Here is a 22,232-nt window from a genome sequence, read left to right on the forward strand (position 1 = left end):
GAAGGAGAAAAGCTTATGATGAGAGGATTACAGACACCGGTCAGGGCTATACGAAGACAGGTGTTCACGGAAGTTGCAAAATTAGGTTTTAAAGGCAGTGCGGAGACTCTTCTGGAAGATGCCGAAGAAATTCCTTTTGAAATTGTAAATGATGATGTAGAACAATACAGGGAGAGTACTTACCGTGCCCGCGCCATAGTTAGAGAAAGGCTGCGTCTTGCCATGGGCTTGTCACTGCGTCCGGAAAACAGGGCGGTACATCTGACAGCAGGAATGGCAGCCAGCAATATTTCTGAGAAGTATTATGAGCCGCCCCTTATGCAGGTGATTCCTTCGGCCTGTGAGAGCTGCGAGGAAAACAAATATGAAGTCAGCAATATGTGTAAAGGCTGCCTTGCCCATCCCTGTCAGGAGGTTTGTCCCAGGGATGCCATCTCCTTTGTGGGTAATAGAAAGTCCTATATTGATCAGGAAAAATGTATCAAGTGCGGAAGATGCAAGTCCGCCTGTCCCTATGATGCGATAGCAAAGAAGGAAAGACCTTGTCAGAAAGCCTGTGGAGTGCATGCCATTGTTTCAGACAAATATGGAAGAGCACGCATCGATGATGGGAAATGTGTATCCTGCGGCATGTGCATGGTAAGCTGTCCCTTCGGTGCTATTTCAGATAAATCACAGCTATTTCAGCTGACCCGTGCGCTCCGTGAGGAAGGAGAAATTATAGCCGAGATTGCACCGGCCTTTATCGGACAGTTCGGTGACAATATTACACAAAAGAATATTAAGGCTGCACTTCACGAGCTGGGATTTACAGAAGTATATGAAGTGGCTCTGGGAGCAGATATAGGAGCCATGGCGGAAGCACAGCATTATGTTGACAAAGTGCTTACAGGAGAACTTCCCTTTCTGCTTACATCCTGCTGTCCCTCCTGGGCAATGCTGGCTAAAAAATATTTCCCGGATCTGATAGATCAGATTTCCCAGGAACTGACGCCTATGGTAGCTACCGCAAGAAGTATCAAACAGGAACACCCGGATGCCAAGGTAGTCTTCATCGGTCCCTGTGCTTCTAAAAAATTAGAAGCTTCCAGGCGATCTGTGCGCAGTGATGTTGATTTTGTTGTTACCTTTGAAGAATTGCAGGCTATGTTTGATGCTAAGGAGATTGATCGCACAGAATATAAATCTGAATCCAATTTCCATGATGCCACAGGCGCAGGCAGGGGCTATGCCTGTGCAGGCGGTGTTGCTGCGGCCATCGAGAAATGCATCAATGAGTATTACCCGGGGGTGGATGTAAGCATTGAACATGCAGAAGGTCTGGCCGAATGTAAAAAGATTCTTACGTTGGCCAAAGCAGGGAAAATGAACGGATGCCTGATCGAAGGGATGGGATGCCCAGGAGGCTGTATTGCAGGTGCAGGTACAAACATTCCAATCACAAAAGCAAAGAAGGCTCTTAGTAACTTCGTAAAAGCATCCACCAACGCTGTCCCTCCGAAGGAGCTGGCCGAGATTGAATTAAAATAAAAGTAACAAAATTTGAAAAATCCGGGCAGCTATGGTATGATGTCTTAGCGAAATTTTGAACATGAATAAGGCAGAGTTATCTGCCCCAGATAAAGAAACCGGAGGATGAGATGATGCAGTCATATGGAGTAAACCAATTAAGAAAGATGTTCCTGGACTTTTTTGAAAGTAAAGGGCATCTGGCAATGAAGAGCTTCTCTTTAGTACCACATAACGATAAGAGCCTTTTGCTCATTAATTCAGGAATGGCGCCGCTGAAACCATATTTTACAGGACAGGAGATCCCACCGAGGAAAAGGGTGACGACATGTCAGAAGTGCATCCGTACAGGCGATATTGAGAATGTTGGAAAGACCGCCCGCCACGGTACCTTTTTTGAAATGCTTGGAAACTTTTCTTTTGGAGATTATTTCAAAAACGAGGCAATCGAGTGGTCCTGGGAGTTTCTCACGGATGTAATAGGTCTTGATCCGGACAGACTATACCCTTCTGTGTATGTGGAGGATGATGAAGCCTTTGAAATCTGGAATAAAAAAATGGGAATTCCTGAGGAACACATTTTTAAGTTTGGAAAGGAAGATAATTTCTGGGAACATGGTTCCGGCCCCTGCGGCCCCTGTTCTGAGATTTACTATGACAGAGGAGAAAAGTACGGCTGCAAAAAACCAGGCTGTACGGTAGGCTGTGATTGTGACCGCTATATGGAAATTTGGAACAATGTATTTACCCAGTTTGAAAATGACGGTGAAGGACATTATTCTGAACTGGAACAGAAGAACATTGATACGGGAATGGGCTTGGAAAGACTGGCCGTGGCGGTGCAGGATGTGGATTCCATCTTTGATGTGGATACCCTCAAAGAATTACGTACTCATGTCTGCAGACTTGCCGATGTAAAATACGGCACAGATTATCAGACTGATGTTTCAATCCGCGTAATTACGGATCATATTCGTTCTGTAACCTTTATGATATCTGACGGAATTATGCCTTCTAATGAGGGCAGGGGGTATGTACTGCGACGTCTGCTCAGGAGAGCATGCAGGCACGGGCGTCTCCTGAATATACAGGGAAATTTTATGGAAACACTGGCGGAAACTGTAATGGAAGGTTCTAAAGACGGTTACCCGGAGCTGGAAGAAAAGAGAGACTTTATTCTAAAAGTAATTGTAAAGGAAGAAGAGCAATTCAATAAGACCATTGACCAGGGACTGGGAATCTTATCTGAGATGATTGCGGATATGGATACGTCAAAGAAAAAAGTTCTTTCCGGTGAAGATGCCTTTAAACTGTATGACACTTACGGATTTCCCATTGATCTGACAAAGGAGATACTGGAAGAGAAAGGTATGGATGTGGACGAAGAAGGCTTTGGGGCTGCGATGCAGGTGCAGCGAGAGACTGCCAGGGCTGCCAGGGGTGTCACGAACTATATGGGAGCAGATGTGACTGTATATGAGTCTATAGACCCGGCTGTCACCAGTACCTTTGTGGGGTATGATCATTTGAACTATGAATCGGAAATATTGGTGCTGACTTCTGAGACAGAAATTGTGGATGCACTCTCAGAAGGAGAAAGAGGAACTGTTTTTGCGGACAAAACTCCTTTTTATGCCACCAGCGGAGGACAGACGGCTGATACAGGCATCATAACCACCTCTGAGGGAACGTTCAAGGTAGAGGATACAATTAAGCTTCTGGGCGGTAAAATAGGCCATGTAGGGCAGGTGATCAAGGGGATGCTCCGTGTGGGAGAGAAGGCGGATTTAGCTGTAAATGCTGAGAAGCGGGCGTTGTCTGCAAGAAATCACAGCGCCACTCATCTTCTTCAGAAAGCATTAAGAATGGTACTTGGCACCCATGTTGAACAGGCAGGTTCCAGCGTGAACGAGGAACGGCTGCGTTTTGATTTCACTCATTTTTCCGCAATGAGCCAGGAAGAATTGAAGAAGGTAGAGGATATCGTCAATGAGCAGATTGCGGCATCTATTCCCGTAGAAATACAGAACATGCCTATAGAGGAGGCAAAGAAAACCGGGGCACAGGCACTTTTCGGGGAAAAGTATGGTGATATTGTCCGGGTAGTAAATATGGGCGGATTTTCCGTTGAATTTTGTGGCGGTACCCATGTAAAGAACACCAGTGAGATTATGGCTTTCAAGATTGTCTCCGAGAGCGGTGTAGCAGCAGGGGTACGCCGTATTGAAGCACTGACCTCAAAGGGACTGCTGAATTACTATAATATTCTGGAAGAAAGATTAAATGAGGCGGCAAAAGAGTTGAAGGCAGCGCCTGACAATCTTGTTGAAAAAATTTCTCATTTACAGTCAGAGAACAAAACTCTGCGTGCGGAGACAGAAAGTCTAAAGAGCCGCCTTGCACAGGATGCAATGGGGGATGTGATGAATCAGGTACAGGAGATAGCGGGGCTTGGTTTATTGGCTATAGAGGCAGATGGTGTAGATATGTCAGGTCTGCGCGAACTGGGAGACCAGTTAAAGGAAAAAATGGGAGAGGGTGTTGTTGTCCTTGCAGCTGAGAATAAAGGCAAAGTAAATCTTATGGCAACCGCAACAGAAGGGGCTGTAAAACAAGGTGCTCATGCAGGAAATCTTATTAAGGCAATCGCCGGTCTGGTAGGCGGCGGCGGTGGCGGACGTCCGAACATGGCTCAGGCAGGAGGAAAAAACCCGGCAGGAATCAAAGAGGCTCTTGCAAAAACAGCTGAGGTTCTTAAAGGACAACTTTCTTAGTTTTTTTGCAGTAAACAGTTGACGTTTATCAAAAATATGATATAATCTTCTGTAGTGCAATAAATATACCCGAACAGTCGTATGATGCACAATACAAGGCTGGAGGGGAGGTTAGGTGTGAGACTATGTCAAATGTAATCGTTAAAGAGAACGAGACGTTAGATAGCGCTTTACGCAGATTCAAACGAAACTGTGCAAAGGCTGGTATCCAGCAGGAGATTCGTAAAAGGGAGCATTACGAAAAGCCGAGCGTAAGACGTAAGAAAAAATCTGAAGCTGCTAGAAAACGCAAATATAATTAATATGTGCAGATAAATAGAGTGTTAGAAGGCACTCTATTTATTATATTAGAGGGAACCAGGTTTCCTATTATAATATCAGACAAAGATGTCATGGACGAGTGTTCATGGCTTTTTTTTACTCCAGCAAGAAAGGGGTAAAATTTACATTAGCTGATCTGAGAATTAATGGAGTTGGCTGAAAAAATGAATTGTGATTTGGGAATTCCTGCAAGAATTTTCAATGTGCGGATTAAGAAAGAATTGATTACAACGATGGCTGCCGATGCACTTTTAAACAATGAAACTTATGATTGACAAAGTTGCATTCTGATTTTAAACTGAACTGGTAGACAATGTAGTCTAAAAGCGGGTACATTGGGGATAACTATTTTTACATTAAAGGAGGAAAAAAGGATGTCATATGTAGACGAGGTAATTGAGTTAGTAGTGAAAAAGAATCCTGCAGAGCCGGAATTTCATCAGGCAGTGAAGGAAGTACTGGAATCTCTTCGGGTTGTTGTAGAGGCAAATGAAGAGCGGTTTTGCAGGGATGCTCTTCTGGAAAGACTGACTGAACCGGAAAGACAATTAAAGTTCCGTGTTCCGTGGGTGGACGATAATGGTCAGGTACATGTAAATACAGGCTATCGCGTTCAGTTCAACAGTGCAATAGGGCCATACAAAGGAGGACTTCGCCTGCATCCATCTGTAAACCTCGGTATTATTAAATTCTTAGGATTTGAACAGGTTTTCAAGAATTCTTTGACAGGTCTTCCAATCGGCGGAGGAAAGGGTGGATCTGATTTCGATCCTAAGGGAAAATCAGAAAGAGAGATTATGGCATTTTGTCAGAGCTTTATGACAGAGCTGAGCAAATACATTGGGGCTGATACAGATGTGCCGGCCGGCGATATAGGAACAGGCGCAAGAGAAATCGGGTATCTGTACGGACAGTACAAGCGTATCCGTGGATTATCAGAGGGTGTTCTTACAGGAAAAGGGTTGAGCTACGGCGGTTCTCTGGCACGTACGGAAGCTACCGGATACGGTCTGCTCTACCTGACACAGGAAATGCTGAAGCTTAATGGAATCGAATTCGCCGGGAAGACGGTTGCGGTTTCCGGATCCGGCAATGTTGCCATCTATGCAACAGAGAAAGCACAGCAGCTCGGTGCCAAAGTAGTGACCGCCAGCGATTCGAATGGCTGGGTATACGACCCGGAGGGCATTGACGTGGATGCACTCAAGGAAATTAAAGAAGTAAAACGTGCGAGATTGACAGAATATAAGATTTACCGTCCAAATTCAGAGTATCATGAAGGAAAAGGTGTGTGGTCCGTAAAGGTCGACATCGCACTGCCCTGTGCAACGCAAAATGAACTTGTTTTGGATGATGCTAAGTTATTGACAGAAAACGGATGTATTGCAGTGGCCGAGGGAGCAAATATGCCAACAACGCTGGAAGCAACCGAATATCTTCAGGCAAACGGAGTACTGTTTGCTCCGGGAAAAGCTGCCAATGCCGGCGGCGTAGCCACATCTGCTCTTGAAATGTCCCAGAACAGTGAAAGACTTAGCTGGACCTTTGGAGAGGTTGACAGCCGCCTCAAGAGAATCATGGAAACTATCTGTCATAATATGGCAGATGCAGCCGAAAGATACGGTGCAAAAGGAAACTATGTAGTAGGTGCGAACATCGCAGGTTTTGAGAAGGTCGTGGATGCAATGACGGCACAGGGTATCGTGTAGAATCAAGTCTACTAAATAAATGAAATTCGTGGATATTTAAATGAAAATCTGCTATACTGATTAAAGAACAAGCTTACGTTCTTCTATGGAGGAAGCGGATTATGAATATTTTTGACATTTTAGGACCTGTTATGGTAGGACCCTCCAGTTCCCATACAGCAGGGGCAGTAAACATAGGTCGTGTTACGAGAAAACTGCTGAGAAGCTGTCCTATAAAGGCAGAGATTGGACTTTGCGGTTCTTTTGCAGCCACTGGGAAGGGACATGGTACAGACAAGGCACTTGTGGCGGGACTTCTGGGAATGCAGCCGGATGATATGCGAATTCCTGAAAGCTTTGAGATTGCTGTAAAGGAAGGGCTGGACTTTCATATAAAGAATATAGAGATACGTGATGCCCACCCCAATACGGCACTTTTAAAAGTGACTGGTAAGGATGGCAGAGTGTTGGAGGTGCAGGCGTCTTCTCTGGGCGGAGGCCGTATTATGTTAAACAAGCTGGATGGTATTGTGGTGAACTGTACCGGAGAAAGTCCCACACTGATTGTCCACAACCATGATACTCCAGGGCATGTAGCGGAAGTGACTTCCATGCTTGCAAAAGCATCTGTCAACATTGCAACTCTTCAGCTCCACCGCGAAAAAAGAGGCGGACTGGCAGTGATGGTCATTGAGATCGATCAGCCTGTGCCGGATTCATATGTAAAGTGGCTGGAGAAACAGGAAGGAATCGTAAAGGTGACTTATATAGACAGGGGGGATGCATAGATGGCTTATCAGTCTTTGGAAGAAATAAATCAGTTTTGCCTGGAAAAGAGCGTTCCATTCTGGAAAGCTGTATTATTGGGAGACATGGAGGAAAATGGTATCAGTGAAGAAGAATCTGTCCATACTATGAAGGGAATGTGGGATGCTATGCTGGGGGCCAGCGATGATTATGACACAAACCTGACCTCAAACAGCGGACTCGTAGGTGGTATGGGGGGACAGATGGAGTCATACCGCAAAAAAGGAGAGACACTTTGCGGCGATTTTGTTTCTAAGGTTATTACTCGAGCTTTGCAGATGGGAGAATCTAATGCCTGCATGAAGAGGATTGTTGCTGCTCCCACGGCGGGAGCCTGTGGTGTAATACCTGCGATTCTTGTTTCTCTATTCAAAGAGGGAAGAAACACAGAGGAGGAGATTCTCCATGCCCTTTATGTCACAGCGGGAATCGGAGAGGTGATAGCCTTTAGGGCTTTTATAGCAGGCGCGTCAGGCGGTTGTCAGGCAGAAATAGGCTCGGCTTCTGCAATGGCTGCGGGAGCGCTGGTTTATTTAAAAGGCGGAGACAATTATCAGATTATGGATGCAGCCGCAATGGCCTTGATTAATCTGATGGGCCTAGTCTGTGATCCGGTTGCCGGCCTGGTTGAAGTGCCCTGTGTACAGAGAAACGTAGGGGGAGCCGTCAATGCTCTGTCTGCGGCGGACATGGCCCTGGCTGGCATTACATGCCGTATCCCTCCGGATCAGGTAATCGATGCAATGAAAGAGGTCGGGGAAGCAATGAATGATTCTCTGCGTGAGACAAGCAAAGGCGGATTGGCAAACACTCCAAGAGCAAAAGAAATTTTAGAAAATATTTGACGGATAAGTGCGGGATGTGTTACAATGCCATACAGTAAGGGAGTAGTCGGCGATTAACCGCGAAAGGGCCAACAACCGGAACAGGAGTTCCTGGCTTTTGATGAAATGACGAGACTTATCTGTGTATACAGATAAGTCTTTTTTTAATCGCAGGATGAAAACCGAATAAAAGGAGGTCACTATGAAAGAGTACTTAACCAGCGTGGAGGAAGTACTGCAGGAACAAAAGTCAAATGAGGAAGGTTTAAGTACACAGGAGACTGAAAAAAGGCTGCAGCAGTTTGGGGCAAATAAATTAAAAGAAGGAAAGAAAGTATCTGTTTTCAGGCGTTTCCTCGAAGAACTGGCAAATCCTATGATTATTATACTGATTGCAGCTGCGGTTATCTCAGGAATTACATCAGTTTTGGAGGGCGAATCCTTTGCAGAGGCCATCATCATCATGATTGTGGTAATTATTAATGCGGTGCTGGGTGTTGTGCAGGAGAGCAAGGCTGAGAAAGCAATTGAAGCCCTCCAGGAAATTGCAGCGGCAACATCAAATGTTATCCGCGACGGGAAACAGGCCAGTATAAAAAGCGAGGAGCTTGTTCCGGGGGATATCGTTGTGCTGGAAGCGGGAGATGCAGTTCCTGCAGATGCAAGAATTATAGAAAGTGCCAGCATGAAGATTGAAGAAGCAGCACTGACCGGTGAATCTGTTCCGGTCAATAAAATCTGCAAGGTCTTGAATCTGGACGGAGCAAAGGATGTTCCTCTCGGTGACAGAAAAAACATGTGCTATATGGGAAGTACCGTAGTGTATGGCCGTGGTATGGCTGTGGTGACTGCAACCGGTATGGATACAGAGATGGGTAAGATTGCCGATGCCCTGTCAAATGCAAAGGATGACGAAACACCGCTTCAAATCAAATTGAATCAGCTCAGTAAAATCTTAAGTGTTCTGGTATTGTTTATTTGTATTGTAATATTTGCGGTAAGCTTGATCAGGGCACAGGTTACAGGAACAGGAATTAATGGAGAGTTTGCCCTGGATACATTTATGGTTGCAGTTTCTTTGGCAGTAGCTGCCATCCCGGAAGGTCTGGCAGCCGTGGTAACAATTGTACTGTCTATGGGCGTGACTAAGATGTCTGCTAAAAATGCAGTAATCCGCAAGCTTACTGCCGTGGAGACATTAGGCTGTACACAGATTATCTGTTCGGATAAGACAGGCACACTGACTCAGAATAAAATGACAGTTGTCCATCACAGTGGGTCTGATGAAAAGAGACTTGCAATGGCAATGGCTTTGTGCTCAGACGCTAATTTGGATGATGAGAATAATGCAGTGGGAGAGCCAACTGAAGCTGCCCTTGTAAATGATGCTTATAAGCTTGGGCTGCTTAAATCCGAATTGATGGAAGAATATCCGCGTGTAGGAGAAGCACCTTTTGACTCTATGCGCAAGATGATGTCTACCATACATCGGACGAATGATGGTGAAATCATGCAGTTTACAAAAGGCGCCCCGGATGAGGTTCTAAAGCGTTGTACAAAATTCTGGTCGGACGGTCAGGAAAAGCCTTTAGATGATAGAACCAGAAAGGAAATCATAAGTCAGAACCGTGAGATGGCAGGACAGGCCTTGCGCGTGTTGTGCGGTGCACAGCGCAGCTGGGAATCGGTGCCTGAGAATCAGGAACCGGGCAATCTTGAGAAGGATCTTTGCTATCTGGGATTGTCAGGCATGATTGACCCTGTGCGTCCGGAAGTACAGGATGCGGTGAAGGAATGTCGGGAGGCAGGAATCCGGCCTATCATGATTACAGGAGATCATAAAGATACAGCTGTTGCTATTGCGGAGCAGTTGGGAATCATCGAAGATGCCAGCCATGCCATCACCGGAGCTCAGCTGGATGAGATCAGTGATAAGGACTTTTTTACAGAGATTGAAAATTATTCCGTGTATGCCCGTGTGCAGCCGGAACATAAGGTTCGTATTGTTAAAGGATGGAAGAAGAAAGGCATGATTGTAGCCATGACCGGCGACGGTGTCAATGATGCTCCTTCTATTAAGAGCGCTGATATCGGCGTTGGCATGGGCATCACAGGAACAGATGTTACGAAAAATGTAGCAGACATGGTCTTGGCAGATGATAATTTTGCAACCATTGTATCAGCAGTTGAAGAGGGACGCCGCATATATGATAATATAAGAAAGGCAATTCAGTTCCTTCTGGCTTCCAATATGGCTGAAGTTCTGGCTGTATTTTTCGCCACATTGATGGGATTCCAGATTCTAAAACCGGTACATTTATTGTGGATTAACCTGATTACAGATGCCTTTCCCGCGCTGGCTTTGGGTATGGAGAGAGCTGAAAGTGATATTATGAAGCGGGAACCAAGAAATTCCAGAGATGGAATTTTTGCCGGCGGAATGGGTTTTGACATTGGTTTTCAGGGAGTTATTGTAACATTATTAACATTGGCTTCTTACTTTGTTGGACACTATGTAGAGTCAGGCGTCTGGGAAATTACTGACAGCCTTGATGGAATGACAATGGCCTTCCTTACCTTGTCGATGGTTGAGATTTTCCACTCATTTAATATGAGATCCAGAAGAGGTTCTATATTTACTATGAATTACCAGAATAAATGGTTGTGGGGCGCAATGCTGCTTTCACTTGTATTGACTACAAGTGTTATTGAAATTCCTATACTTGCAGATGCCTTCTCATTCCAGTCGATTGATTGGAACGAATATTTGATTGCTATGGGACTGGCGATTGCAATTATTCCAATCATGGAAATAACAAAAGCTATTCAGAGAAAGTTAAAGAAATAAAAATCCCAAAAAGTGAGCGGACGAGGAAATCTGTCCGCTCATTTTGTATGTTTCGTTAGATGTGCCTTTTGATTGTTTCTTTTAGAATATATTTTTTGTCACTGTATCTGTCTGCGATGTACCTGTTTGCAAGGTCTTCTAATTCATCTTCCAGCGGCTCAAGAATAATATTGTCATCGTATTTCCTTTTGAGTGCTCTCTCCAACAGGTAATCACATACCTGTGGGTTTTTGGGAAGAAGAGGACCATGCAGGTAGGTTCCGATAACATTTTTGTAAATGACACCTTCGTAACCGGATTTCCCGGTATTGCCCAGTCCATAAAAAACCTTGCCAAAAGGTGTATGGCTGCCGATGTAGGTGCGGCCCCCGTGATTTTCAAAGCCTACCACAGGTTTATCAAAAAGAGGGCTGGTAAGGACAATATTCCGAATCAGACGTTCAGGCTGCCATTCGGTAGAGATGTCTAATATGGACAGCCCCTCTATTGTTTTGTTGTCTGTTTTATAATATTTACCCAGAAGCTGGTATCCTCCGCAGACGGCCAGGACAACTCCGCCGTCTTCTACATAATTTTTAAAATCCTGCTGAATATTTTTCAAATGCCCACATACCAGTTCCTGTTCTCTGTCGGAGCCTCCGCCCAGCAGGACAATATCCAGTTGGGAAAAATCTATCGTATCATCGGAAAGGAAAGGTATAATTTCTGCTTCCATGCCCCGCCATTCCAGGCGTTTGCGGAAACATTGTATATTTCCCCTGTCACCATATAGATTCAGCAAATCCGGGTATAAATGTCCGATTGTCAGTTTCATGGCGTTTCTTCCCCTTTCTGTATTTTCTCTAATTCGGTCAGCATATGATTCGTGCTGTAAAGCCCGGAGTAATTTACAATCACATACAGATTCCCCGTTCCGCTTTTTGTGCGCTCAACAATAGTACTGCGCAGATCCGTGGTATTGCCGCAGGGAATATCCTCATATTTCAGGCGGAGACCCATATCAAACCTGCGTGTACCCGCTGTGGTTATTGCAGCGGCCCTTGCATCTGCAAGATATTGGAAGTCTACATCCCAAAGCCAGGAAATGTCTTCACCATCCTGATAGGTATCGTTGATCTGGATGATGATATCCTTAGGCTTTTCATCTTTTAATACCAGAGAAATCTTCTGCTGGAAACCAATAGGGTTCTTGGCAAGATGCAGCTGAACTCTTGCATCATTGATGAAGAAAATACTTTCCCGGTTATTGCCGTAATCAAAAGCTTCTATCATATCCTGGAAATGTACCCGGGCAGCCCCCAGTACATTTAGTGCCGCATAAGCAGATAAAGTATTATAAATATTGTACGGGGTGCGGACTGTTGAATGAATTAACATACCATCCATAGAAAATGTATACAATTCTTCTTCCAGCGAAATGTTCTCTGCCGTAAAATCCGGTTCCGGGCGGCTTAAGCCACAGTTGGGACAGTGGTAAATTCCCAGCTGACCATAATGAAAGAAATCATATTCCAGTTTTTTCCCGCAGGAACGGCAAAAAATGCTTTCCCTGATTTCAGAACGGGAGATATCGTCAAAGATCTGTTCACTAATCCCATATGTCACAAATGAATTTCCACTTTCGGAAGCCAGAGTGTAAGAAAGTACATCATCGCAGTTGATAATCAGTTTTGTATCAGGGACGCTTGTCACGGCAGTCTTTAGTTTATTGAACGTAATGTCCACCTCACCAAAACGGTCCAGCTGATCTCTGGAGATATTGGTTAAAAGGGCGCAATCAGGCTTTAATTGGGGCAGCACATTTACAGACGCAATTTCGTCCACCTCTATACAGGCATAATCGGTATCCAGACGGCAGTGCTTGTCCGCGGCAAGAACAAAAGCGGAGATAATTCCATTGAGCATATTGGCACCGGTCCTATTTATGATTACCTTTTTACCCTCTGCTTTCAGGGCATGGTAAATGATACTGTTGGTTGTTGTCTTTCCGTTTGTCCCCATAGTTACGATTGTTTTTTCCCTTACCATATCAGCCATAACGCCCAGGATCTGGGGGTCTATTAGGCGGGCCACATATCCTGGAAGGGTGACACCGCTTCCTCTATTCAGTTTTTTAATCAGATAGCTGGTGCATTTAGCACATTTGATTGCAAGTACACTTCTTAATCTCATAATTTTATTGTCAACTCTTATCCTTTTCTTAGAATACCTGTACTATTATAATAGAAACATGTTCAGAAAACAAGGAACCATGGCAATTTATAAGAAAAATTGATGAAGCCTCTGGAAATTTGATTTCAATATGGTAGAATGAATAGGACTTAATTTGGAAAATACTGAAGATAACGTATAACGAAAATGAGGTGGAAGAAAATACATGCGAAGAAAAAACAGATCCCAGATAATTGATGAGAACACGGACCGGAGAATCCCCACGACCAGATACTGCCCGGAGTATTTAAAGGGCCTTACCGGCCAGCAGGTACAGGAGCACAGGCTTCACGGATGGACCAATACATCGGTGGATCCGCCCGCCAGGACCGTAAAGGAGATTATCCAGGGTAATTTGTTTACGTATTTTAACCTGATATTTTTAATTCTGGCCGTACTTTTGTGTATTGCAGGTTCTTTCCGCAATCTTACATTCCTGCCAGTTATTATATTAAATACATTCATTGGAATAGTGCAGGAAGTTCGTGCGAAGAAAGTTCTGGACAAATTGACCATGCTCAATGCGCCACATGCAACAGTGGTAAGAGACGGATTGGAGACAGTGATTGATGCCGAAGAGCTTGTGTTGGACGATATTGTTGTTTTTAAGGCCGGCAACCAGGTCTGTGCTGATGCACAAGTCTGTGCGGGGGAAGTTCAGGTTGATGAGTCTCTGCTGACCGGTGAGTCTGATGAAATCACAAAGAGAAAAGGCGACAATCTGATGTCGGGAAGCTTTATTGTATCGGGAAAGTGTCATGCAAGGCTGGATAAAGTGGGAGCTGATTCTTATATCTCCAGACTGACACTGGAAGCAAAAGCAATGCAGGAAGGGGAGCAGTCTGAGATGATACGTTCCCTGGACAAGTTGGTAAAAGGTGTTGGAATTGCTATTATACCCATTGGAATTATTCTGTTTGTACAGGCGTTTTATTTCCAGGGGGAAGGATTTCAGTCCAGTATTGCATCTATGGTTGCGGCAGTCATTGGTATGATTCCGGAAGGCCTTTACCTTTTGACAAGTGTAGCGCTGGCAGTCAGTTCAGTCAGACTGGCCAACAAAAAAGTTCTGCTTCATGATATGAAATGTATCGAAACACTGGCCAGGGTCGATGTACTCTGCGTCGATAAGACAGGAACTATCACAGAGAACACCATGGAGGTTCAAGGGGTAATCCCTGCAGAGGGGTATGACATTGAGTCCATGGGCCTTCTGGATACAATGATCGGAGACTTCACGGCGGCAATGCAGAAGGATAACATTACCATGGAGGCCATGAAAAGATACTTTCAGTCTACTTCCGGGAAAAAGCCGGTCAGTAAGACAGGGTTTTCCTCTGCTACAAAATACAGCAGCGTTACATTCGAAAATGCTGCCTACGTACTTGGCGCCCCTGAATTTGTTCTACGTGAACATTATGAGAAGTATAAAGACACAATTATGGAATATGCTTCAAAAGGGACCAGAGTACTTGTATTTGGTCTCTATGATGGTGAGATAGACGGTAAGGCGTTGAAAGAAGAGGTTATTCCTCTGGGCTATATTCTTATGGAAAATCCCATCAGAAAAGAAGCAAAAGAGACCTTCCACTATTTTACGGAGCAGGGTGTCGAAGTAAAGGTAATATCTGGTGATAATCCGGTGACCGTTTCTGAGGTAGCAAAGAGAGCAGGCATTGCTCACGGGGAAGATTACGTAGATGCATCTTCTTTGAGATCCGATGAAAATATCCGTCAAGCCGTGCTGAAAAACACAGTCTTCGGGAGAGTGACCCCAAGTCAGAAACGGCAGTTTGTACATGTATTAAAGGACGCAGGGAAAACAGTTGCCATGACAGGTGACGGAGTAAATGATGTATTGGCGCTTAAAGATGCAGACTGCAGTATTGCCATGGCGTCCGGGAGCGAGGCAGCAGCCCATGTATCCCAGCTTGTGCTCCTGGAGTCAGATTTTTCATGTATGCCCCAGGTGGTTACGGAAGGGCGGAGAGTCGTCAACAATATTCAGCGCTCGGCAAGCCTATTTTTGGTAAAAAACACATTTTCCTTCCTGCTTTCGCTGTTCTCCGCTGTATTTATGCTTACTTATCCTCTGGAACCTTCCCAGGTATCTCTGATCAGCATGTTTACAATTGGGATACCGGCATTTTTCCTGGCTCTTGAGCCAAATAAAAATATTATTAAAGGTCACTTCCTGACCAATGTATTTTTAAAAGCGCTTCCGGCAGCGCTGACTGATGTGCTGGCAGTTGGCGCCCTTGTAGTGTTCGGACTGACCTTTGGCGTGAACTCTACAGACATTTCCACAGCAGCCACTATGCTGCTGGCTATTGTGGGATTTATGATTTTATATAAAATCAGTGCCCCCATGAATATACTGAGGACTGCAGTAGTCGTGGGAAACATTACAGGTCTGCTTTTCTGCAGCATCTTCCTGAACGATTTGTTTGCCATTACAACCATGTCAACAAAATGTGTTATGTTGTTCGTAGTCTTTTCCATTGCAACAGAACCTGTGCTTCGATATCTAACCTCTTTTTTGAAAAAACTAAGACTATACTATGTCAGATTAAAAGGACGTCCGGAAGAATTTACAGATTCATAAATACGGAGTCTAAAATACCGGAAGCATAACTCAATAGTCTTTGCAGATTATTATAAAAATGTCTGTTCTGAGAACGAATTCTTGCTTTTTCCGCAGTTGACTGGTTCTGTTCCATGTATACTTCATATTTTGAAAAGAGTACACGGTAATCCAGGCTCTGTTTTTGTCCCCAGCGGACAAGAACCCAGTTCATAGCCTCGGGCTGCCAGCAGTTCAGAGGAATTTCTGCGGTTTTCAGAATGGTGATATATCGGATGGCCTGCAGGGACAAAGTGTTAAGCTGTTCTGCAACTGCCGTGTCATCTTTATTGTGCTTTCCGATTTTCCTGAAGAGTTTGAGTGAAATTCTTTCTTTTTTATGACTGGTCTCTATGATTTTTTCACTCTGTTCTACGATTTCATTCAGCTTGCAGGCGGCATTCCAATAGGTGACAAAAGATGAGGAAGCGTCCTTTTCAGGGTCGCCTTTTTCTACAGTGTAAGTGCGAAATACACGGCTTGGCTTCCCGGCCAGTACACAGTTGTATTTTTTCCTCTTATCAGGATTGGAAAGTACTGTGTATGCCTCCAGTATTTCCTGCATATAGGAGGTTGTATCTATATCACTATGGATATTGGCATCGGGATGGTATACCTTTGCCAGAGCATTCTTTGCATCTGTAATATCCTCCGTGGTTGCCTCCCTGGATACACCGAGAATGTCATAATATGTACGGGTTTCCATTGTTTTCTCCTTGCCTTATTATTATCTAGACCTTATATGTAACAGTTCAGCCTTTCATTCGATTCTGCAACCTTAATATTACGATATAAAAAAAAAAAAATCAAGAAAAGTCAGGGAACAAAATTCTTCTTTTTGTGCCTGGTTCTAAATAACTACTTCTTTTTAAACAAGACAACAAGAATGCTTTTAGGGGGTTGAAAAATAAATGGAAAGTTTTATAATTATTTTTTATAAGCGAAATTTCCTAATTGGTATTGGCAGCAAAAGAAGCATAAAGAGACAGCATAATGCAGAAGAGGAGGAATTATTATGCAGACATTTATTAAAGAGTACCTGGGACGTATTATACCTGTGACGTTCTGTCTGAAATCCGGTGGAGAAGTTTCTCAGATAGGAAATGCAAAAACCCCTGAGTTTACGGTGACACTAAATAAGAATCTGGACCAGAAAGAATTGCTTACCAGCACATCTCTTGCGCTGGGCGAGGCATATATGCGTGGAGAACTTGAGGTGGACCGGGATTTATATGAGGTTTTGGATTTGTTCATGGGTGAGATGGGAAAGTTCACAACGGATAAGTCGGCATTGAAGAAATTGATCACCACCTCAAAATCTAAGAAAAATCAGAAAAAAGAAGTGACTTCCCACTATGATATCGGCAATGATTTTTACCGTCTCTGGCTGGATGAGACTATGAGTTACTCCTGCGGTTACTTTAAGGAGGATTCCTATACCTTGTATCAGGCACAGGTGGGAAAGGTGCATCACATCCTGGACAAGCTTCATCTGGAAGAAGGAATGTCACTTCTTGATATAGGCTGCGGCTGGGGATTTCTCCTAAAAGAAGCAGCAAAAAAATACAGGGTTAAGGGAACCGGTATTACCCTAAGTGAAGAGCAGTATAAAAAATTCTCTGAAGATATAGAGAAGGAAGGCCTTCAGGACTTACTGACTGTAAAGCTGATGGATTACAGAGACCTGGAGAAGTCGGACCTGCAATTTGACCGGGTAGTCAGTGTAGGCATGCTTGAACACGTGGGACGGGGAAATTATGAACTGTTCCTGAAAAATGTAAATGGTGTTTTAAAACCCGGAGGATTGTTTTTACTACATTACATCAGTGCACTGGAAGAACATGAAGGTGACGCATGGATAAAAAAATACATTTTCCCAGGAGGAGTTATACCGAGCCTGCGGGAGATTATAAACATTCTGCCGGATTACAAGTTCTACACACTGGATGTAGAAAGCCTGAGAAGGCATTATAACAGAACCCTGCTGTGCTGGCGTGAAAATTTCTTAGGTCACCGTGACGAAGTAGTAAAAATGCAGGGTGAGGAATTTACCCGAATGTGGGAACTCTACCTTGCTGCCTGCGCCGCAACATTCCATAACGGTATTATAGATATACATCAGATTTTAATTTCCAAAGGAGTTAACAACGAACTTCCCATGACCAGAGTAGTATAAAAAGTTCTATTTTTTTTCTCTCTCTACTATATTGTTAATAGACGATGTAGTAGAGGGAGTTTTTTATGAAACGAGTATTGGCGGTACTTCTCAGTACATTCCTGTGTTTGCAGAATGTATATGCAATGCCGGCAAAAGAACATATTGTCTATGAAGATACTCAGGAAAATATTGAGAATACAGAGGATACCGAAAATAAGGACGATTCTGAAGGAGAACAGCCTGCCGAAGAAGCTGCAGGTCCTCAGGTCAGTGCACCGTCTGCAGTTTTGATGGAGGCTTCGACGGGTGAAGTTATCTGCGAAAAGGATGCAGATACGCCCCGCCCTCCAGCAAGCGTGACGAAGGTTATGACTATGCTGCTGATTTTTGATGCCCTGGCAGAGGGAAAGATCAAGTTGGAGGACCAGGTAACGACTTCTGAATATGCGGCATCTATGGGTGGCTCTCAGGTGTTTCTGGAGGCAGGAGAGACCCAGACTGTTGATACAATGCTAAAATGCATTTCTGTAGCCAGTGGCAATGACGCCTGCGTTGCCATGGCGGAATACATATGCGGCAATGAGGAAGAGTTTGTCAGACAGATGAATGAGAAGGCAAAAAGCCTGGGCATGGAGAACACCCATTTTGTCAACTGCAATGGATTGGATGCGGACGGACATGTTACGACAGCAAGGGATATCGCCCTGATGTCACGGGAGCTGATTACAAAGTATCCTCAGATTCAGGATTACTGTATGATATGGATGGAAAATATCACCCATACAACACAAAAGGGAACTTCCGAATTTGGTCTTACAAACACAAATAAACTTGTGCGGCAGTATGAATATGCCACTGGGCTGAAAACCGGTTCAACAGGGCTGGCAAAATTCTGTGTATCAGCAACAGCTAAAAAGAATGACGTTGACCTGATTGCAGTGATAATGGCGGCAGAAGACTCTAAAGCCCGGTTCAAAGATGCCACAACACTATTAAACTATGGTTTTGGAAAATGTCAGGTCTACAAAGACGAGAAACCTCAAAAATTAAAGGATATAGTGGTGGATGGAGGAGTGGAGGATACCGTCCCCTGTAAATATTCCGGTACATTCCGCTACCTTGACACAACAGGAGCCAACCTGGCGGGAATCACAAAAAAGCTGAATATGAAGAAGAGTCTGGATGCACCTGTCAGGAAAGGGGATGCTGCAGGAAGTCTGGTATATGAGCTGGATGGGAAAGAAATAGGAAAGGTGGATGTAATTGCCTCCAAAAATGTAAAAAAGGCGGGTATATTTGATTATCTTAAGAAGGTAATGAAAAGTTTTAGTATAGCTGCTTAAAAAAGGAATATCCATGTCACTAAGACATAAAAAAACCACGTCTAAGTCGACAGGATATGCTTTGCAACTAAGGCTTGGAAAAATCAAGCCTTAGTTGCATAAGCAGGCAAAAAATGTTAGTATAATGTAAATGATAACAGATTTGCCGGCAGTTTTATGCCGCTCTACAGATGGAGGATAAACATGGATCTTGCAAAAATGATTGATCATACAATTTTGAAACCGGAGGCAGCAAAGCAGGATGTTGAGAAGCTTTGCAGAGAGGCTGTGGAATATGGGTTTCATTCAGTATGTGTAAATTCCAGTTTTGTGTATTATTGTGCGCAGTTTTTAAAAGACAGCAATGTAAAAGTGTGTACAGTGGTAGGCTTTCCTCTTGGCACCATGTCCACAGCAGGAAAGGTAGCAGAGACTCTTTCTGCAGTGGAGGATGGGGCTGAAGAGATCGACATGGTCATTCACGTGGGGATGATCAAGAGTAAGGATTGGGATTACGTTAGACAGGACATAGCTTCTGTGGTGGAAGCAGCAGGAGATAAGGCTATTGTGAAAGTGATTCTTGAGACATGTCTTCTTACGGATGACGAGAAAGAATATGCGTGCAGATTATGTAGAGAGTCAGGAGCAGCCTTTGTAAAAACCTCCACAGGGTTTTCTGCGGACGGTGCCAGGGAAGAAGATGTAGCCCTGATGCGCAGGACTGTAGGATCCGGTATGGGAGTAAAAGCTTCCGGCGGTATTCGGAATACTGAGACGGCTATGGCCATGGTTCGCGCAGGCGCCGACAGGCTGGGGACAAGCTCGGGGATTGCAATTGTAGAAGGAATGAAGCATGAGTAAGGTTGTTGGTACAATCCTTATTATACTGCTTGTAATTATTCTGGTGGAGGGAAAGCGGGAACTTAAGTTTTTTAAAATCACCAGATACTCCTTAAAGGTTCCAAAATTCCGACTGCTGGATACAGATAAAAAAATAGTTCTGCTGGCTGATCTGCATAATAAAGTATATGGAGAACACAATGATAAGCTTTTCAGGGCAATACGCAAGGAGAAACCGGATTTAATTCTGATAGCAGGGGACATGCTGGTGGGGAGGGAAAAATCTGATTTTCAAGAGGCCCTTTCCTTTATCGCAAAGCTTCCTCCACTTTGTCCAGTGTATTATTCCCTGGGGAATCATGAGCAGCGGTTAAAGGAAGCTTCCTGGGAGCATGGCGGTGAGACATACTATGATTACAAAAACGCACTGCAGGAATCTGGTATTCATTTTCTGGAGAATCAGACAGAAGACGTGATGCTGGATAAGCTTTGTGTACGCATATCAGGGTTGGAACTTCCCATGGATACCTATGAAAAGTTTAAGAAACAAAGAGTCACTCCGGAGGATATCAGCCGCTGCATACAGCATGCAGAAAAAGATAAATTTAATATACTGCTTGCCCACAACCCGGTGTTTTTCCCTGCTTATAAAGAGTGGGGGGCTGATTTGACATTGTCAGGGCATCTTCATGGAGGAATCATACGCATCCCCGGTCTTGGGGGACTCATCACTCCGCAGGCTGTTCTTTTCCCTGCATATTCAGGAGAAATGACCCTGGAAGGCGAACAGGCTTTGATTGTGAGCAGGGGCTTAGGTACCCATACAATCAATCTGCGCTTTTGCAACAATGCGGAGGTGGTTGTCATCAACATGCAGCCATTTGATGAAGAATAGGAATGCCTTAAGGGAGAATTGCAAAATATGGGAATACCCGTAAAACTGGAAGTATTTGAAGGCCCTCTGGACCTTCTGCTTCATTTGATTGAAAAAAGTAAAATAGATATTTACGATATACCGATTGTAGAGATTACCACCCAGTATATGGATTATATCAGGGGCATGGCGAAGGAAGATTTAAATATTATGAGCGAATTTCTTGTAATGGCTGCCACGCTGCTGGATATTAAGTGTAAAATGCTTCTGCCGAAAGAGGTCAATGAAGACGGGGAGGAAGAAGACCCACGCCGGGAATTGGTAGAACAGCTTTTGCAGTATAAACTGTTTAAATATATGGCTTACGAATTGAAAGACCGGCAGCATAATGCTGAACAGGTTTTGTTTAAGACACCCCAAATTCCGGAAGAAGTCATGGAATACGTGGAACCTGTAGATATAGATCAGCTTCTGGGAGACCTGACATTAGAGCGATTGAATCAAGTTTTTCATGATGTTATGAAGCGCAAAGAAGATAAGATAGATCCGGTGAGGAGTAAGTTTAGTAAAATTGAAAAAGAAGAGGTTCCCCTTCCTGTAAAGCTGTCCTATGTAGAAGACTATGCCAGAACACATCATAATTTTAGTTTTCGCAGGCTTCTTGAGGAGCAAAAAAGTAAGATGCATATTGTTGTAACTTTCCTGGCTGTTCTTGAATTGATGAAGCTGGGGACGATTCGGGCAAAACAGGAAGAAACATGCGGGGAAATCATGATTCACTCACTGGTATAAAAGGATGGAAGAGGATATGGAAATAGAAAAACTGCAGGGTGTTATAGAGGCAATTTTTTTCGCTATGGGTGATTCCGTGGAGTTGAGACAAATTGCGGCGGTAATAGGACATGATGAGGATACAACAAGAAAGATCATTCACAATATGATGGATAAGTATGAACAGCAGGACAGGGGTATCCGCATCATTGAACTGGAAAATTCTTTTCAGATGTGTACCAAAAAGGAAATGTATGAATATCTGATAAAAGTCGCCAGACAACCCAGAAAATATATCCTGACAGATGTTCTTCTGGAAACTTTGTCTATTGTGGCCTATAAACAGCCGGTCACGAAGCTGGAAATCGAAAAAATCAGAGGTGTGAAGTCGGATCATGCCGTAAACAAGCTGGTGGAATATGGTCTTGCCGAGGAAGTGGGGCGCATGGATGCACCCGGCAGGCCGCTGTTGTTTGGAACCACAGAGGAGTTTCTGCGCAGATTCAGCGTCCAGTCTCTGGATGATCTGCCTACAATTAACCCTGAGCAGGTAGAACATTTTAAGGAGGAAGCCGAGGAGGAAGCACAGCTTAAACTTGATATCTGACCTTTTAAAATGTAGTTCTATCGAAAAGTATTTCTACATAGATACTAATAATATG

17 protein-coding genes are annotated in these 22,232 nt (G+C 44.0%); 14 read left to right on the forward strand and 3 right to left on the reverse strand.

Features of this window, described 5'->3' with window-relative positions:
* The first annotated feature begins 15 nt into the window (after window positions 1–15).
* The 7 genes from BN3456_RS12020 (at window position 16) to BN3456_RS12050 (ending at window position 10,771) form a co-directional block, all read left to right on the forward strand.
* A complete protein-coding gene (locus tag BN3456_RS12020) occupies window positions 16–1,530 on the forward strand; it encodes a 4Fe-4S dicluster domain-containing protein (protein WP_089984385.1) in 1,515 nt (504 codons plus the stop codon).
* Window positions 1,531–1,643: 113 nt separating this feature from the next.
* On the forward strand, window positions 1,644–4,283 hold the full coding sequence (gene alaS / locus BN3456_RS12025) for an alanine--tRNA ligase (protein WP_089984386.1): 2,640 nt from the start codon (window positions 1,644–1,646) through the stop codon (window positions 4,281–4,283).
* Between the two features lie 125 nt (window positions 4,284–4,408).
* Complete coding sequence (gene rpsU, locus BN3456_RS12030) at window positions 4,409–4,585, forward strand: 30S ribosomal protein S21 (RefSeq protein ID WP_004054229.1); 177 nt, start codon at window positions 4,409–4,411, stop codon at window positions 4,583–4,585.
* 393 nt (window positions 4,586–4,978) lie between these two features.
* Complete coding sequence (gene gdhA, locus BN3456_RS12035; RefSeq protein ID WP_089984388.1) at window positions 4,979–6,313, forward strand: NADP-specific glutamate dehydrogenase; 1,335 nt, start codon at window positions 4,979–4,981, stop codon at window positions 6,311–6,313.
* A 101-nt stretch (window positions 6,314–6,414) separates the two neighbouring features.
* Window positions 6,415–7,080 carry an L-serine ammonia-lyase, iron-sulfur-dependent subunit beta gene (gene sdaAB / locus BN3456_RS12040; RefSeq protein ID WP_089984389.1) on the forward strand — a complete coding sequence of 222 codons (666 nt, stop codon included), beginning with the start codon at window positions 6,415–6,417 and terminating at the stop codon, window positions 7,078–7,080.
* On the forward strand, window positions 7,081–7,944 hold the full coding sequence (sdaAA, locus tag BN3456_RS12045) for an L-serine ammonia-lyase, iron-sulfur-dependent, subunit alpha (protein WP_089984391.1): 864 nt from the start codon (window positions 7,081–7,083) through the stop codon (window positions 7,942–7,944).
* Between the two features lie 181 nt (window positions 7,945–8,125).
* Window positions 8,126–10,771 carry a cation-translocating P-type ATPase gene (locus tag BN3456_RS12050; RefSeq protein WP_089984393.1) on the forward strand — a complete coding sequence of 882 codons (2,646 nt, stop codon included), beginning with the start codon at window positions 8,126–8,128 and terminating at the stop codon, window positions 10,769–10,771.
* 55 nt (window positions 10,772–10,826) lie between these two features.
* Here the strand turns inward: BN3456_RS12050 and BN3456_RS12055 are convergent, their stop codons facing one another.
* Window positions 10,827–11,585, reverse strand: a complete 759-nt coding sequence (locus BN3456_RS12055; RefSeq protein WP_089984395.1) for a type 1 glutamine amidotransferase — start codon at window positions 11,583–11,585, stop codon at window positions 10,827–10,829.
* Complete coding sequence (locus BN3456_RS12060; protein ID WP_089984396.1) at window positions 11,582–12,943, reverse strand: Mur ligase family protein; 1,362 nt, start codon at window positions 12,941–12,943, stop codon at window positions 11,582–11,584. Before BN3456_RS12060 ends, BN3456_RS12055 begins: the two co-directional genes overlap by 4 nt.
* Window positions 12,944–13,148: 205 nt before the next feature.
* Between BN3456_RS12060 and BN3456_RS12065 the strand changes: the two genes are divergently transcribed.
* The gene (locus tag BN3456_RS12065) at window positions 13,149–15,587 is read left to right on the forward strand and encodes a cation-translocating P-type ATPase (protein WP_089984398.1); all 2,439 of its coding nucleotides are present in this window, start codon (window positions 13,149–13,151) and stop codon (window positions 15,585–15,587) included.
* Here the strand turns inward: BN3456_RS12065 and BN3456_RS12070 are convergent.
* Window positions 15,574–16,311: a J domain-containing protein gene (locus tag BN3456_RS12070; protein WP_089984399.1), complete on the reverse strand. Its 738-nt coding sequence runs from the start codon at window positions 16,309–16,311 to the stop codon at window positions 15,574–15,576. The two genes, BN3456_RS12065 and BN3456_RS12070, sit on opposite strands and share 14 nt — an antisense overlap.
* A gap of 309 nt (window positions 16,312–16,620) precedes the next feature.
* Between BN3456_RS12070 and BN3456_RS12075 the strand changes: the two genes are divergently transcribed.
* From BN3456_RS12075 to scpB, 6 genes are all read left to right on the forward strand, one after another.
* Window positions 16,621–17,781 (forward strand): SAM-dependent methyltransferase, encoded by a 1,161-nt coding sequence (locus tag BN3456_RS12075; protein ID WP_089984401.1) that lies wholly within the window; start codon window positions 16,621–16,623, stop codon window positions 17,779–17,781.
* Between the two features lie 65 nt (window positions 17,782–17,846).
* A complete protein-coding gene (locus BN3456_RS12080; protein ID WP_089984402.1) occupies window positions 17,847–19,106 on the forward strand; it encodes a D-alanyl-D-alanine carboxypeptidase family protein in 1,260 nt (419 codons plus the stop codon).
* Between the two features lie 183 nt (window positions 19,107–19,289).
* The gene (gene deoC, locus BN3456_RS12085) at window positions 19,290–19,946 is read left to right on the forward strand and encodes a deoxyribose-phosphate aldolase (RefSeq protein WP_089984404.1); all 657 of its coding nucleotides are present in this window, start codon (window positions 19,290–19,292) and stop codon (window positions 19,944–19,946) included.
* Window positions 19,939–20,820, forward strand: a complete 882-nt coding sequence (locus BN3456_RS12090; protein ID WP_089984406.1) for a metallophosphoesterase — start codon at window positions 19,939–19,941, stop codon at window positions 20,818–20,820. Before deoC ends, BN3456_RS12090 begins: the two co-directional genes overlap by 8 nt.
* A 27-nt stretch (window positions 20,821–20,847) precedes the next feature.
* Entirely contained in the window at window positions 20,848–21,591 is a 744-nt protein-coding gene (locus tag BN3456_RS12095) for a segregation and condensation protein A (protein ID WP_089984408.1), read from the forward strand.
* 16 nt (window positions 21,592–21,607) lie between these two features.
* Window positions 21,608–22,177, forward strand: coding sequence for an SMC-Scp complex subunit ScpB (scpB, locus tag BN3456_RS12100; protein ID WP_089984409.1), 570 nt, complete (start codon window positions 21,608–21,610; stop codon window positions 22,175–22,177).
* The last annotated feature ends 55 nt before the right edge of the window (window positions 22,178–22,232 follow it).

Source organism: Clostridium sp. C105KSO13 (genome assembly GCF_001517425.1).
Taxonomy (GTDB): domain Bacteria; phylum Bacillota; class Clostridia; order Lachnospirales; family Lachnospiraceae; genus Muricomes.

Excerpts from the sequence above, each read along its gene's own strand:
- BN3456_RS12055 (WP_089984395.1), bottom strand. The coding sequence starts at position 11,585 with ATGAAACTGACAATCGGACATTTATACCCGGATTTGCTGAATCTATAT.
- gdhA (WP_089984388.1), top strand. The coding sequence starts at position 4,979 with ATGTCATATGTAGACGAGGTAATTGAGTTAGTAGTGAAAAAGAATCCT.
- deoC (WP_089984404.1), top strand. The coding sequence starts at position 19,290 with ATGGATCTTGCAAAAATGATTGATCATACAATTTTGAAACCGGAGGCA.
- sdaAA (WP_089984391.1), top strand. The coding sequence starts at position 7,081 with ATGGCTTATCAGTCTTTGGAAGAAATAAATCAGTTTTGCCTGGAAAAG.
- BN3456_RS12020 (WP_089984385.1), top strand. The coding sequence starts at position 16 with ATGATGAGAGGATTACAGACACCGGTCAGGGCTATACGAAGACAGGTG.
- sdaAB (WP_089984389.1), top strand. The coding sequence starts at position 6,415 with ATGAATATTTTTGACATTTTAGGACCTGTTATGGTAGGACCCTCCAGT.
- BN3456_RS12050 (WP_089984393.1), top strand. The coding sequence starts at position 8,126 with ATGAAAGAGTACTTAACCAGCGTGGAGGAAGTACTGCAGGAACAAAAG.
- BN3456_RS12060 (WP_089984396.1), bottom strand. The coding sequence starts at position 12,943 with ATGAGATTAAGAAGTGTACTTGCAATCAAATGTGCTAAATGCACCAGC.
- BN3456_RS12095 (WP_089984408.1), top strand. The coding sequence starts at position 20,848 with ATGGGAATACCCGTAAAACTGGAAGTATTTGAAGGCCCTCTGGACCTT.
- rpsU (WP_004054229.1), top strand. The coding sequence starts at position 4,409 with ATGTCAAATGTAATCGTTAAAGAGAACGAGACGTTAGATAGCGCTTTA.
- BN3456_RS12090 (WP_089984406.1), top strand. The coding sequence starts at position 19,939 with ATGAGTAAGGTTGTTGGTACAATCCTTATTATACTGCTTGTAATTATT.
- alaS (WP_089984386.1), top strand. The coding sequence starts at position 1,644 with ATGCAGTCATATGGAGTAAACCAATTAAGAAAGATGTTCCTGGACTTT.
- BN3456_RS12070 (WP_089984399.1), bottom strand. The coding sequence starts at position 16,311 with ATGGAAACCCGTACATATTATGACATTCTCGGTGTATCCAGGGAGGCA.
- BN3456_RS12065 (WP_089984398.1), top strand. The coding sequence starts at position 13,149 with ATGCGAAGAAAAAACAGATCCCAGATAATTGATGAGAACACGGACCGG.
- BN3456_RS12075 (WP_089984401.1), top strand. The coding sequence starts at position 16,621 with ATGCAGACATTTATTAAAGAGTACCTGGGACGTATTATACCTGTGACG.
- BN3456_RS12080 (WP_089984402.1), top strand. The coding sequence starts at position 17,847 with ATGAAACGAGTATTGGCGGTACTTCTCAGTACATTCCTGTGTTTGCAG.
- scpB (WP_089984409.1), top strand. The coding sequence starts at position 21,608 with ATGGAAATAGAAAAACTGCAGGGTGTTATAGAGGCAATTTTTTTCGCT.